Source organism: Sphingobium sp. TomMM7A (assembly GCF_055397305.1).
This window is the reverse complement of sequence record NZ_AP027311.1, coordinates 2275554-2289157: the sequence shown is the minus strand read 5'-3', so window position 1 is coordinate 2289157 and position 13604 is coordinate 2275554. Positions and strand designations below refer to the sequence as shown.

Here is a 13604-nt window from a genome sequence, read left to right as displayed (position 1 = left end):
CCACACTAGACCCCACATCATGTCATCGTAGGTTGTCCTGCTGATCTTTGCAGGCGGGCCCCCCTATGGTTATTTTCGACGTTTAGAAGACGCCGAAGCCGTCAAGCGGGATGATGCAGCCCATTTTTCCAACGCCGGATTCTCGTAATCGCATGGCGCGGCAGGATTGGCTTTTCTTCGACTCAGGCAGGCTGTTCGTTCTGCCTTGTAAGTCGCTGGGCTGATGGTGTGATCAGGGATCGGACAATGATTGCCCACTAGCAAGGTAGCCAGTCGATCTGCCTTTTGCTCGTATTCTTCTTGGAGTGCCGCCTGCTTCTTCGCTTCGCGGCTATAATCAGACCAGTCCTTCGTAGCTTGACCATATTGCAGCGCTGCTGCCGTCGTCATGGCATATGCATCAGCTAAGACGCCGTAGGTGTATTCGCTGCGGATATATTCGCGCATCAGATTCTCGCAAGGCGGGCTGATGCCTGAACTTTGCAAAGCTAAAGCAATCAATGACGTTGTTATCATAACGTTTCCCATGTTCGCCGCACCGCCCGCCAGTCGGGTCGGTTGATCGCACGTCGAACACAGGTGAAGACGCGCCCTGCGTATTCCCCGGAAGGTATTGTATTAGGCAGGCCGCCCGACCGAAGCCGAGGACCTGTGTTCGTCCGCGCAATGCGGATCGCTCCTGCCGATCAAGATCGAAGCGATGTCTGATCTTACTTGTAAGGGCTTCTGAATTGCAACCCTCCTAGAAGGGTAACACGCATAAATGCTTTAAAATCTGCGACTTACTCAGATCACTCTTCCAATGGTCCCGCGATATTTTTCGCCAATTTTAAGCTGTGGGGGACGATAGCGGCTCAGACTGTAGAGAAACCCAAGAGGCGAACATCGCCAATGAAGCTTTCCAAAGACTGTAGATGCGGCTGGACCGACTTGGGGAACTTGTCCGTTAAGCCCACCGGTACAACAAGTTGCACACCCGCGTTCACCATCTCGCTGAATTGGGTTTCAGAAATTCCTTCCTGCAATGTGAGCAAATGTTTAGCAGGGATGCGATCGGCCTCATTTAGAATTTGTCGCCAGCGGTCCTTACAGGTTGTTTTGACCGCCAGCATCCGGAGCTGTTCCGTAGGAAATGAATCGTCACGATACGCCGATACGGAGGGAAATAGAAAATCAGGTGTTTTCCCATTTTCGGATACGGGCTGGTGGGCGAAATGAGTTCCTTCGATTAGGCTCTCTTCAATGAAGATTTCGCGGGTATGCAGTTCGAGGGATCTTCCAGAACGAGCCTTCCTGCGCTGAAGCACGGTCTGTGCCCGTGCAATGAAATCGTCCACTGTGGCAAAGCCCGCCTGAATGTGCGGCAATTCGATGGCTTGCTCGACACTGCGAAAAATCTCAAACTCGCAATCCCTGCGTCTAATTAGGCGGCGATCAGGATCAAGGCTGGAATCTGGCCTTAGCTCAACGGCTTTCCGAATAATCTCAGCACCAGAAGGAAATTTTTGACGCCACGTTACAGGTATTTCCGTGTCATCGAGCCAGCAGCTTGTCCGGGTTGCGGGTGCCAGTTGGAGCAAGTCCAGCAAGCCACCTTGCACAGGTGGCCATATTAGCCACTTCCCGGGCTCGACTGGCCCTACACGATCTTCAACAAGGTCTTCCTCGGTTTCGTGGCGACATACCCACACATGGCAATCAGCTACCTCGATTGCCTCGACATTGCGAAATGCAAAAACGGTCAGCGCACCAGTACTCTCCGGATCGAGAAGCGCCGATGCGCTCCCGCCGAATCCGGTCAAACGGGTTTCATTGCGTCCGCCTTTGGGATTGCCGTGCAATTTGTTATTGTACCACACAGCGCGGACTTGCCGGTGGTCAGGATGCGAATCGACATACAGGTCGAACCTCACATCCGGATTTTTGTCGTCCGGCTGGTTCAGGGGCGGAAAGATTTGAAACAGGAACTCGCGCGGAACATATGGTCCGGCTTGGTGGCTTGCATTAGCAAGGGTATCATTTCCTGACAGGCGCTTCACATACCAGGTGAAACCGCGCCCACCATATTCATCCAGCCAGTCAACAAGATCACCCACAGGCACGATCTGTTCCCCTTATCTCGCCGCTCTTTGTATCTGTTCGAAGCCACTCCGCCGCTATAGATACAACTGCTTCGGAGCCAATCCGGCTTTTGCCCTTGATTGAGCATTCCCATATCTTCAGTAAACGCCAACCGGAGTGAACAAGCTCGGCCTCCACCTCCGCGTCGCGCTCCTGATTGCGACCAATCTTCTGCCGCCAGAATTCTTGCCTGCTGCTCGGCCAGCGGAAAAGATGACAGTCGTGGCCATGCCAAAAGCAGCCGTGTACGAAGATCACGGCCCGCCACCGAGGTAGAACCATATCCGGCTGGCCGGGAAGTCCGCGGTCATGCAGCCGAAATCGGAATCCCTCTGCATGAAGTCCCCGCCGGACGACCAGTTCTGGCTTGGTGTTTTTCCCCTTTATGCCCGCCATCATACGGCTGCGGGTGGCTATATCAACGATGTCACTCGGCAAAGGCGAGGTTCCGCCCTAGCCGTTTCGGCTCGGTCTCCGAAGGTTCGACAAGCCAAGGTAACATGTGTTCAGCTACCGCCCTTACGACGGGGACGACGACAGAATTGCCAAACTGGCGATAAGCCTGCGTGTCCGAGACGGGAATGATAAACTCCTTCCCTCCAGGTTGATCGAAGCCCATCAAGCGGGAACATTCACGCGGAGTGAGGCGGCGCGGGTTCTTTCCTTGTTGCTCCACGAGAATCTCAGAGCCATCCTTATAATAGCGCGCCGACAATGTACGAGCGACATCATTAGGACCAACGAGCCCAAAACCAAAACCATTCCCAGCCGCACGATGCTTCTCGGCATAGTTTTGCAAGTAGCGCCAAAGGTGGTCAGTCAATGTGTACTTATCAGACACAGAAGCGATGTTGCCGCGCGTGAAATGCCCATCCAATTCCTCTGTGCCGTCTTCTGGATGCAGAATGGTATGCAACTTGGGACCGTGCAACGGATCAGGTAGTACTAAATCAGAAAATGAAAATTCATTTCTATCACGGAACCCCACAATAAAAATCCGCTCCCGCTGCTGTGGAACAAATGACTTGGAATTGATGACCTTCCAATGAACTTGATAGCCTAAGTCTTTCGTCAGAGTCTGATGAATTACCGCAAAGGTTCTACCTTTATCATGATTTACCAAGTTTTTGACGTTTTCTAACAAAAATGCCCTTGGGCGATGATACTTAATAATCTGGGCAACATTAAAAAACAGCGTACCTTGTGTTTCATCAAGAAATCCATGAGGACGATTCAAAGCATTTTTTTTCGAAACGCCCGCTATAGAGAAGGGCTGGCAAGGAAATCCGGCTAACAATAGATCATGATTTGGCAAATCTTCCAGATTAACTTTCGTTATGTCCCCTGCCACATCATGGTCGCATTTATGATTGGCTTTATACGTCAGTTGGGAATACTTATCCCATTCGCTTGTGAATACGCATTTTCCGCCAAGTGGCTCAAATCCACGCCTAAGTCCGCCGATACCCGCAAACAAATCGATGAAGCGAAACGACTCTTGGTCTCTTGCTAAATCGTTAGCAGCATGATGCTCTGCGGCCATCGCATCCAGAAGGCGTATCGCTGCCCGCCGAGGCTTTGTCAGGCCTCTCTCCCAACGGTAAACCGTGCTGCGTGAAAAGCCGGCTGTGTCAGCGAAGTCATCGATGCTGATCCCGACGCTCATTCGAAGGCGGGAAAACTCGGAACTCGACTGCATAGGCACCTCTGGGACATTTTGTGTCACCGTGGCACTACAAGTTCCAAACTTCAAGAACAAAAAGTGAATCTAAATAGCGTTCTCGGCGCATTGGCTCTACGCGTCAGAATTGGCTCTTGGCGTCAGAAGAGGCGGTTCACTTGAAATGCACTGTATGAGTTCACTGCGCCGCCCGGAAAGAACGGCAGTCGCTTGCGCTGCTCATCGGAATAGCCAAGCCGCACATTGTTGACCTCACCATGAGGATCTGTGCCACCTGTGGATCAGGCCCCCTCTTCGCTGTTTATAAGCTATGAGAGTAGGGCCGGGCCGTGAGTATTGAGCAGCGGATTGCCTGCCTATGCAGCGTCTTGGTGCTTAGGAGCGGTCGAACTACATTTGTAAATGAGATAGCAGCCGGTGTTACCAAGCTCCCGATCGAAATACCCGAACCGGATAAGCTGAGTCATTGCGCCAGTTAGTTGCGGCTTAACAACGCCCTTCCTCCGCAGTGCTTCGTCCATAAGTCCTATCAACGTAAACATATGGACTTGGACAATTTTGGCATGCCCTGCTTTAGTGAGATGACGTTCGATCGCCAGTCCAAGATAGTAGATTATCTTGAACTCGTCGAACGTCTCTCGAGGAAGCACCTTGTAAAGGTGTGAGTATCCCGTAATGCTGAACGCCGCAGCGCGAATAATGTCGTCTGATTTGCTATTGATTAGGCTATCATAAATAGCCAGATCCTGATCAAAATCTGCTGGACCACTATTGAGTCGTGCATAAGAGTGCGCGAACGTAGCGATATAAACTTGAATTAGATCGCGGAAATCGCTCTTTAGAACTATCTCAATAGCCGTTGACATTATTACCCCGCCCCGAGGCGAGGCTCACTATTATCGAGCGTTCGCCAAGAATCTTTCAGTCAGATGGTCGCCGTTCTTCAAATAGTCCATGAACGACCTATCCAAAGAATTAGTGGCGGCAGCTTCTGCTTCGCTGACTAGCGGTATGTCAAGCTGAATGCTGTCCATGACGGCCCCCAAGGCTGCATGGGTCTTCGCGGCGGCAGTGCGTGCGGCCTCCACCCAGGCCGTTTCGGGCTGATTCGTCATTAGACTATCCTCACAAAATAAAGCTCGCCAGACGGCAATCTGACGAACCTTTACAACTGACTACACAGGAGAAGTTTCCGAACTATGAACGCGCAATGGCGGCAGTTCATCGCGTTACTCCCCTGGCGATATGCTGCTAATCGCTGATCTACAGCGGATTTGCAACGGCAAATCGGCTTTTGCGAGCGATTTGCATTCTCTGCGGCCGATTGCGTCCACATATCGAGCTTCACGCGCAGGGATCAATCGCCCGCTTTCCTGAGAACAAAAAGAGACTCGACTCTCCTGAAAAGTTTTGGAATCAATATACATGGTCTGAATCGATCGGTGAACCGCAACGCCTTGTAGCGAGGAGGCGCGCGCGGCGCTTTCCGGGAGGGCGGACCAGCCGCTCGACTTGTTAAGGAGAAATCCAGTGGACAAGAAGGGCAAGCGCGGTCGTGATGCTGGCAGTGGCCAGTTCATTACCGTGAGGGAGGCGGAGCAACGGCGCAGTGGCGCCATTGTCGAAACCTTCAAAAAGGACTCGCGCGGTCGGCCGGTAAACTGAGCCGCACTAGTCTGTGGGGTCGTCGAGGGCTGTTATGGCCCTCGGCGACTTCAGGGTCAAATCGCCCTGACTCGCTTTAGCCACGGCCTGACTCACTCCGCTCTGGCGGTCACGCGTTATCCGTTTCTCTCCGCAGGGCGATTTACCGCTCTCCAGTGGCTAAAGCGGTATCGGAACAAAATCCGGCAGCTAAAATGCCCAGAGCTGCAAACACCCTCAGTAGCGGCGCGATCTGGATGGTGGGTTTTCCAGCTTCCAAGTCACATATGAAGCGCGGCCCGACCGATGCTGAAGCGGCGAGAGCGGTCTGAGTCAGACCCCGGACGCGTCGTTGCCGTCGAACAATACAACCGAAATCAACAGCCGATCTGAGCGGCACAGCACCACGGCCTGAAGCCGGACCCTGCCCACTGAGGATTATGTCCTGCTTGAACTCGGTAAAAAGGTTTGTGCCTCGGCCCATACCACTTGTGCCCTTCGTCTTGCCATTCATCGCCTCATCCATGGGGCAGCTGTGAAGTTGGCCATCGTCGCTTTTCCCGATCGGGAAGATGTTCCATTATTCCGAAGTAGTCGAATCGGCGATGCGATCCAAGAACACGTTCAGATCACTAGCTCGGATCAACCGCCTTCGTCCGATCTTGCAGGAGATAAGTTCGCCCTGAGCCATGAGGCGATAAAGCGTCGTTCGGCCAAGGCCAGTTAAGCTGATAACTTCCTCAACGCTGTATGAAAGCCGCCCAGCTGGTCGCGCTGGCAGCGGATTTTCTAAGGTTTTCAGGGTCTGAGTATTCATCGCAGGGTACCTCCGATACCGGAGATAGTCGCCTCATCAGCCGACGCCCACCGCGATCAAAGGACATACACCGTAACATGAAAGATGGTTTTCCAAGAGGCCCTACCATTCGCTTCTATGGCCGCTCATTTTTCCACAAGTTACGGGGTATAATGGGATAAGCCTCTGTTTCTCTTATATAAATATACTTTTTCCTTATAAGGATAAAAATCCTAGTGAATGAAAATATATATAAGAATGAAGCACTTAGCCCTTCTATACCCCGTAACTTGCAAGAAAATGAAATGCCTAGAGGCTCGATGTCGTCCCCCTCTGCGGGAGAAGATAACCGGCCCATTGAGCCATCATCTCCTGCCGCTTCTCTAAGAAATTTGTCCTGCGATACGCGGCCACGACCTTGTTCGGGATAGCATGGGCCAAAGCAGTTTCGGCTACCTCACTTGGGAAGCTGGTTCGCTCAGCAGCCCAGTCTCGAAAACTGGAGCGGAAGCCATGGACGGTCCACTGCTCACCGGAGACTGTTCGTAGAACCTTGGTGAGGGTCATATCGCTCAGCGCCCTTCCTTTCATTCCGGGAAACAGTGGCTCATCCTCTGCCTGACTTTTCCGCAAGTCAGCCGCAATTTTCAGGACGTCGAGAGCCTGTTGCGGGAGCGGAACAACGTGTTCCTTTTTAGCCTTCATCCTCTCGGCTGGCACGGTCCACAGGGCTTTTTGGAGATCAACTTCGCCCCATGTCGCCCCCCGCACCTCGCCCGAGCGTGCGGCGGTGACAATTAGGAAGCGAAGAGCTAGACGGCCGACGGTGTCATTCTGCGCCAGCTTTTTGATAAAGCCGCCTACCTGCTCATAGGGCATGGAAGCAAAGTGATCAGCGCTTTTCAACTGGCGTGGCAGCCCTGCGCGGACTGAACGCATTGGTGCTTCCGTCGTCCTTAATCCGTTAGCGTACGCCCAATCGAGAACCTTCCCAACCCGTTGCATCACCCTTCGAGCGGTCTCCGGCTTCTCCTGCCAAATCGGCAGCAGCAAATCCCGAATTTGTGGTCCAGCGACGTCCTGAATTGGATCGTCGCCGATACTGGGGAAGGCATACGCCTTGAGAGATGAGAGCCACTGTTCCTTATGCTTCTTGTTTCGCCAGTCACCTTTGCGCTCGTCATGCAGAGCAGCCGCGACCTCACGAAAGGTCCTATTTTGCGTTTTAAGACTCGTGGAAGCGCCTTTGTCCTTTGCCGGGTCCCAACCAGCCCGAATTTTCTTTCGAGTCTCTAAGGCCCGTTCACGGGCCTCTGAGAGGGTCACCTCAGAAAGTGACCCCAAGCCGAAGTCGCGTCGCTTCCCCTCCACCTGAATTCTGAGCTGCCATGACCGTGCGCCGCTTTCCTTCACGACCAGCATAAGGCCTTGTCCATCAATGTAACGGCCGGGACGCTTGGCCGCTTTGACTGCCAATGCAGTAAGTTTTCCCATGATAACTGATCCTCGTACCCACAGCAGACCCCACATCGTTAGGCGGCTGCTGCCGAACGTTCACGAACGAAAACGGAAGATACGGGGTAAAATGCACGTTTTTCTGCCGAAAAACGGACAATGGCGAATCTCAGCGAATCCCGGTTCGATGGACTCCGTCTCCGCCACCTTTCCGTAAAATCCCGTCCGCCGCCGCTGTTCAGGCCGGGATGAAGCGGCGTTCGTAGCGCCAGCTGGCCCATAGCTGCTGAACCATCCGGCTGGTGGTGCGAAGACGATCGGGCGGGACGCGGCTGTGCGAGGAGTTCGCCTTTGTCTCCAGGCTGGGCGGCAGGTCATGGAAGCCGCAGACACTAAGGCCCGTCAGCTTCGCGGCCTCCCGGCAGAGAGCGGTGAACCGACGCATCACTGCATGATTGGGACGTTGGCGGTCGCGGGTCAGCATTTCGAAGCTGTGCGTGACGACGACGAACGCGGCGTGCCGCTCGCGCACCGCGTGATGCAGCCCGGTGCGCATCTCCTTCGCCGACATCGCGCAGATTTGCGCAGGGCGAAAGCTGCCGGGCCGGTCGGTGATGCCCGAAACCGGAAGCTCACAGACACCGAAGCTGCGCGTTGGTGCGACCTGATCGCGCGCACCGTTGATGCGGCAGCCATAGCGGTGATAGGCGGGGTTTACGCTGCTGTCCCAGGTCATGCCGACATGACCGAGGGCGCGCAGTGTATCGTCATTGGCGCCAAAATTGCCTGCTCGAAAGGCCATGGGCGCAGGCGCACCAGCCTCTTCCAGCCATTGCCTGCCTAGGCGCAGCAACGTAATCTGATCATTCATTGAGAAGTCACCGATATTACGGCCCAGCCTCCCTTCGACAGGGGAGTGGCGCGCCCAGCGGAGCCATTCGCTGTGAACGTGCAGTTGCACCTCGTGCCCCCGGTCCACGATTGAGGTGACGATGGGCTTCAAAAACTCGGTTCCATAAACCAGCGCGGGCATCGGATCGACGAAGAACACGCCTTTGAGGCCATGCCTTTCCAGCTCCGCCATCTGCCAGCCGATGCCATAGGCTTGGCCCCGAGACTCCGCCCAGATGGACAGGCGGATATTATCCTCCAGGCTTATTCCCCGCTCGTGAAGCAGTGACGATAATTCTGTGTCCACGGTGATCAGCAGGGCAGTCATTGCCAAAGCCCCTACCCCATCCATGTTAAGGAGCCGTAACGCCGCCCTGATTATGGCGACAGGGCGGCTACCCACCGGACCAGTCGCGCGCTACATCGCCTTATGATTTCAATTCACCCGCTGACCGGCATGGCTGAAATTTGTGCCGGTGACGATTTGGCCGCGCTGTTGAGAGACGCTTTGAAAGTGGCAGGGCTCTGGCCGTTGCTGGACGGCGACGTGCTGGTCATCACGCAGAAGATATTGTCCAAGGCGGAAGGTCGCATGGTCGATCTTGCCCAGGTCGAGCCGACGCCGGAGGCTCTGGAACTGGCGACAATCACCAAAAAGGACCCGCGCCTTGTCGAGCTTGTGCTGCGGGAAAGCGTCGCCGTCGTCCGTGCCGTGCCCCACATATTGATCACTCGTCACAGGCTGGGCCATGTCATGGCCAATAGCGGCATAGACCGGTCGAATATCGGCCCGGGCGGCCCGGAACGGGCGTTGCTGTTGCCCCTCGATCCTGATCGCTCAGCTGCCGCGATCAGCCATGCCCTTACCGACGGCGGGATCGCGCCTGCGGTGGTGATATCCGACAGCTTCGGGCGGCCGTGGCGCTACGGGGTGGTCGGCGTTGCCATAGGCGCGGCACGCTTGCCTGCGCTGATCGACCGAAGGGGAGACAGGGACAGGGATGGCCGCCGCCTGGAAGTGACGCAGATCGCCTTGGCTGACCAGATTGCGACCGCCGCCGCATTGGTCACGGGCGAAGGGGCCGAAGGCATTCCGGCCGTGCTGATGCGGGGATTGCGCTGGCCACAGGGCGACGCGCCTGCAACGGCGCTTGTCCGGCCGCTGGAGGAGGATCTGTTTCGATGAGCCGTATCGTGACGCTGACTGGCGGCGTGGGCGGCGCCAAGCTGGTGCTGGGTCTCATGCGCATTTACCCGCCGGAACAGATTACCGCCATTGTGAATACGGGCGACGATTTCCGGCACTTCGGACTCACCATCTCTCCTGACATCGACACCCTTCTCTACACCCTGTCCGGTAAGGCCAATGCGGCCCAGGGCTGGGGCCGGGAAGGCGAGAGCTGGAGCTTCATGGACGCCCTCAAATCCTTGGGCGGCGAAGATTGGTTCCTGCTGGGCGATGGCGACCTGGCGCTGCATGTGCTGCGATCTCATCTGCTGGCGCGGGGAGAGACGCTGAGCTCGATTACCGCCAGCTTCGCTTCTGCATGGGGGCTGGACCTTACCATCCTGCCGATGAGTGATGACCCGGTTGCGACGCATCTCAACACCAGCGAAGGCGACATGCCCTTCCAGCGCTATTTCGTCGAACGCCGCTGCGCGCCAGAGGTGCGGGCCATTCGTTTCGAAGGCGCAGAGCGCGCTATACCGGCGGCAGGCGTGATCGAAGCGATCACCGCCACTGACACACGGGCCATTGTGATAGCACCGTCCAATCCCTGGCTGAGTGTCGATCCGATCCTTGCGGTGCCTGGCATCCGGGAAGCATTGGTCTCCGCTCGCGCGCCGGTTGTTGCGGTGTCGCCGATCGTCGGGGGCCAGGCGGTCAAGGGACCCACCGCCAAGTTGATGCAGGAGTTGGGCCTGACCGTGACCAATAAAAGCATCGCGGCCCATTATGCCGATGTGATCGATGGGCTGCTGATCGACGAACGCGACGACGCCTCTGACATTTCGATCCCGCGTGACGTTTGCGACACGCTGATGAAGACGCTGGAGGACCGGGAAAGAGTTGCGCGCGCTGCTCTGACGCTGGCCGACCGGATCGCCAGTTGAACCGTGCGCTGCTGGATCGTCATCCCGGTCAAGGCGCCGCAACTATGCAAGACGCGGCTGTCCCCTGTACTTGGCGAGGATGAGAGGCAAAAGCTGGTGGCGACGATGCTGCGCCAAACCGTTTCTGCTGCTCAAGCGGTTGCAGGGCGGGAGCAGGTTTTATTGCTGGGGCCGTCGCGCCATGGTCTGGCAGAGGATATTCCGCTGCTCAACGACCCGGGACGCGGCTTGAACGCAGCCCTGATGAGTGCGCGAGACGCGGCGATCGGGGAAGGGGTCGACCGGCTGTTGATATTGTCGGCGGACCTTCCTTTGATCGGGCCTGATGATGTGACGGCACTGCTGAACCCGCCGAGGGATAGCATCGCGGTCGCGCCCGATCATGCGGGCACGGGCACCAACGCGCTCTCGCTCCCCATCCCCGGCGGGGCTGAGTTCCTCTTCCACTATGGGGCGGGCAGTTTTGCCGCGCATGAGGCCGAAGCGGACAGGCTCGGCCTGCTTTTTCGCAGCGTGCAAAGACCCGGACTGGAACTCGATATCGATCGGCCGGAAGAGCTCGCGCTCTGGCGGCGGGGCTAGCCCGTCCCTGCCTTAGAGGGCCACCCCTGCCGAAGCGAGTACCGCCAGTGTGAGCAGTTCGGACGCATTTGAAGACATGGTCGCGATCTGCACGGACTTCTCCATGCCCACGAGCATCGGGCCGATCATCGTCGTGCCGCCCAGTTCGCGCAACAGTTTCGCCGAGATGTTGGCTGATTGCAGGCCGGGCATGACCAGGATGTTGGCCGGGCCGGACAGGCGGCTGAAGGGATAATTTTTCATGACGGCGGGATTAAGCGCCGCATCCGCGGTCATTTCGCCTTCATATTCGAAATCGACGTCACGGCCATCGAGAACCTTCAGCGCATCGCGGACATTTTCCAGATGGCCGCCTGGCGGGTTGCCGAAGTTGGAATAGGACAGGAAGGCGACGCGCGGGTCATGACCCATGCGCCGTGCGACCGCGACAGTGCCCTCGGCGATGTCGGCCAGCTCGCTGGCGGAGGGCCGTTCATTGACGGTGGTGTCGGCCAGGAACACCGTCTTGTCCTTCGACACCATGATATGGATGCCAAAGGCAGTGCGCCCCACCACCGGGTCCATGACGCGCTTCACCTCGCGCAGAGTCTGGGCGAAGGGCCGCGTCACGCCTGTGATCATCGCATCAGCATGGCCCATGCTGACAAGCAAGGTACCAAAGATATTGCGATCGCGATTGACCATGCGTTCGCAGTCGCGCCGCAGATGACCGCGCCGCTGCAAGCGGCTGTAGAGCGTATCCACCATCTCGGGGACCAGAGGCGAATTGACGCTGTTATGCAGTTCGAAACTCTCAGGATCGCGGACGCCAAGCGCCTTCAGCTTGTCATAGACCTCGTTCCGGCCGACGAGAACGGGGATGCCATAGCCAAGATCACGGAACTGGATGGCGGCGCGCAGCACCACTTCCTCCTCCGCTTCGGCGAACACGACGCGCTTGGGATTGGCCTTGGCGACCTCATAGGCCATGGTGAGGACCGACGTCGTCGGGTTCAACCGGCCTTTGAGCGACTGGCGATAGGCCGCCATGTCGGCAATCGGCTTTTGCGCGACTCCGCTTTCCATCGCCGCCTGGGCGACCGCTACCGGAACAACCTCCATCAGACGCGGGTCGAACGGCGCCGGGATGATATAATCGGGACCGAAGCTGTGCGAACGGCCGTAAGCCTTGGCGACTTCCTCCGGCACCTGTTCGCGCGCCAGTTCGGCAATGGCATGCGCCGCTGCTACCTTCATCGGTTCGTTGATGCCCGTTGCGCGCACGTCCAGAGCGCCCCGGAAAATGAAAGGGAAGCCCAGCACATTGTTGACTTGGTTGGGATAATCCGACCGCCCGGTAGCGACGATCGCATCCGGGCGAACTTCCAGAACTTCGGGAGGCGCGATTTCCGGGTCGGGATTGGCCATGGCGAAGATGATCGGCTTTTCCGCCATCGCCTTCACCATGTCCTGCGATACCGCTCCGGCAACGGACAAGCCGAGGAACACGTCAGCGCCCTTGATCGCTTCGCCCAGCGTGCGGGCGTCGGTCTTCACCGCATGCGCCGACTTCCACTGGTTCATGCCTTCGGTACGGCCCTGGTAGATCACGCCCTTGCTGTCGCACATGATGACATTATCGTGTGAGACGCCGATCGCCTTGATCAGTTCGGTGCAAGAAATGGAGGCCGCGCCTGCGCCATTCACCACGACCTTCATGTCCTTAAGGTCGCGCCCGGTCAGCATCGCCGCATTGATGACGCCAGCGGCGGCGATGATCGCCGTCCCATGCTGGTCGTCGTGGAAAACCGGGATGTTCATCCGCTCTTTCAGCGTCTGTTCGATGATGAAGCATTCCGGCGCCTTGATATCTTCAAGGTTGATGCCGCCAAAGCTCGGCTCCATCAGTTCCACCGCATCGATGAACTTATCGACGTCCTCGGTCTTAAGCTCGATATCGATCGAGTCCACGTCGGCGAAGCGCTTGAAGAGCACTGCCTTGCCTTCCATCACCGGCTTCGATGCAAGCGCGCCCAGATTGCCAAGGCCAAGGATAGCCGTGCCGTTGGAAATGACCGCGACCAGATTGCCTTTGGCCGTATAGTCGTAGGCGGCCTGCGGATCGGCGGCGATGGCGCGCACCGGCACGGCGACGCCCGGCGAATAGGCAAGGCTGAGGTCACGCTGCGTCGCCATAGGCTTCGACGCGATGATTTCGATCTTGCCCGGCCTGCCAGTCGAATGGAAGAACAGCGCCTCGCGCTCGGAAAATTCCACACTCGACTTATCAGCCATGACGCATCCGCCCCTCTTTACCTAGTAAACAGGCCCTAGCGGCAA

14 protein-coding genes are annotated in these 13604 nt (G+C 56.9%); 4 read left to right on the top strand and 10 right to left on the bottom strand.

Features of this window, described 5'->3' with window-relative positions; all coding sequences use genetic code 11:
- Window positions 1-69: 69 nt before the first annotated feature.
- The 6 genes from ACZ5ZH_RS11430 to ACZ5ZH_RS11405 form a co-directional block, all read right to left on the bottom strand.
- The gene (locus ACZ5ZH_RS11430; protein WP_464771589.1) at window positions 70-528 is read right to left on the bottom strand and encodes a hypothetical protein; all 459 of its coding nucleotides are present in this window, start codon (window positions 526-528) and stop codon (window positions 70-72) included.
- Between the two features lie 326 nt (window positions 529-854).
- On the bottom strand, window positions 855-2096 hold the full coding sequence (locus ACZ5ZH_RS11425; RefSeq protein ID WP_464775185.1) for a type II restriction endonuclease: 1242 nt from the start codon (window positions 2094-2096) through the stop codon (window positions 855-857).
- Window positions 2089-2517: a very short patch repair endonuclease gene (locus tag ACZ5ZH_RS11420; protein WP_464772644.1), complete on the bottom strand. Its 429-nt coding sequence runs from the start codon at window positions 2515-2517 to the stop codon at window positions 2089-2091. The genes ACZ5ZH_RS11425 and ACZ5ZH_RS11420 overlap by 8 nt, the downstream gene beginning before the upstream one ends.
- Before the next feature lie 31 nt (window positions 2518-2548).
- Window positions 2549-3820: a DNA (cytosine-5-)-methyltransferase gene (gene dcm, locus ACZ5ZH_RS11415; protein ID WP_464775184.1), complete on the bottom strand. Its 1272-nt coding sequence runs from the start codon at window positions 3818-3820 to the stop codon at window positions 2549-2551.
- Window positions 3821-4158: 338 nt separating this feature from the next.
- The gene (locus ACZ5ZH_RS11410) at window positions 4159-4668 is read right to left on the bottom strand and encodes a hypothetical protein (protein WP_464771586.1); all 510 of its coding nucleotides are present in this window, start codon (window positions 4666-4668) and stop codon (window positions 4159-4161) included.
- 30 nt (window positions 4669-4698) lie between these two features.
- On the bottom strand, window positions 4699-4917 hold the full coding sequence (locus tag ACZ5ZH_RS11405; RefSeq protein WP_464771585.1) for a hypothetical protein: 219 nt from the start codon (window positions 4915-4917) through the stop codon (window positions 4699-4701).
- 415 nt (window positions 4918-5332) lie between these two features.
- Between ACZ5ZH_RS11405 and ACZ5ZH_RS11400 the strand changes: the two genes are divergently transcribed.
- Window positions 5333-5467: a hypothetical protein gene (locus ACZ5ZH_RS11400; RefSeq protein WP_464771584.1), complete on the top strand. Its 135-nt coding sequence runs from the start codon at window positions 5333-5335 to the stop codon at window positions 5465-5467.
- A gap of 559 nt (window positions 5468-6026) precedes the next feature.
- On the opposite strand, the gene ACZ5ZH_RS11395 is transcribed toward ACZ5ZH_RS11400, so the two are convergent.
- From ACZ5ZH_RS11395 to ACZ5ZH_RS11385, 3 genes are all read right to left on the bottom strand, one after another.
- Entirely contained in the window at window positions 6027-6137 is a 111-nt protein-coding gene (locus ACZ5ZH_RS11395; RefSeq protein ID WP_464772643.1) for a hypothetical protein, read from the bottom strand.
- Window positions 6138-6551: 414 nt separating this feature from the next.
- Window positions 6552-7736: a tyrosine-type recombinase/integrase gene (locus tag ACZ5ZH_RS11390; RefSeq protein ID WP_464771583.1), complete on the bottom strand. Its 1185-nt coding sequence runs from the start codon at window positions 7734-7736 to the stop codon at window positions 6552-6554.
- A 199-nt stretch (window positions 7737-7935) separates the two neighbouring features.
- Window positions 7936-8916 carry a polysaccharide deacetylase family protein gene (locus tag ACZ5ZH_RS11385; protein ID WP_464771582.1) on the bottom strand — a complete coding sequence of 327 codons (981 nt, stop codon included), beginning with the start codon at window positions 8914-8916 and terminating at the stop codon, window positions 7936-7938.
- A gap of 102 nt (window positions 8917-9018) precedes the next feature.
- Here ACZ5ZH_RS11385 and cofE point away from each other — a divergent pair, with 102 nt between their 5' ends.
- The 3 genes from cofE to cofC are packed head-to-tail and all read left to right on the top strand — an operon-like array spanning window position 9019 to window position 11285.
- Window positions 9019-9774, top strand: a complete 756-nt coding sequence (gene cofE / locus ACZ5ZH_RS11380; protein WP_464771581.1) for a coenzyme F420-0:L-glutamate ligase — start codon at window positions 9019-9021, stop codon at window positions 9772-9774.
- Window positions 9771-10703 (top strand): 2-phospho-L-lactate transferase, encoded by a 933-nt coding sequence (cofD, locus tag ACZ5ZH_RS11375; RefSeq protein WP_464771580.1) that lies wholly within the window; start codon window positions 9771-9773, stop codon window positions 10701-10703. The genes cofE and cofD overlap by 4 nt, the downstream gene beginning before the upstream one ends.
- A gap of 3 nt (window positions 10704-10706) precedes the next feature.
- The gene (cofC, locus tag ACZ5ZH_RS11370) at window positions 10707-11285 is read left to right on the top strand and encodes a 2-phospho-L-lactate guanylyltransferase (protein WP_464771579.1); all 579 of its coding nucleotides are present in this window, start codon (window positions 10707-10709) and stop codon (window positions 11283-11285) included.
- A gap of 12 nt (window positions 11286-11297) precedes the next feature.
- On the opposite strand, the gene ACZ5ZH_RS11365 is transcribed toward cofC, so the two are convergent.
- Window positions 11298-13559 carry an NADP-dependent malic enzyme gene (locus ACZ5ZH_RS11365; RefSeq protein ID WP_464771578.1) on the bottom strand — a complete coding sequence of 754 codons (2262 nt, stop codon included), beginning with the start codon at window positions 13557-13559 and terminating at the stop codon, window positions 11298-11300.
- Window positions 13560-13604: the final 45 nt, after the last annotated feature.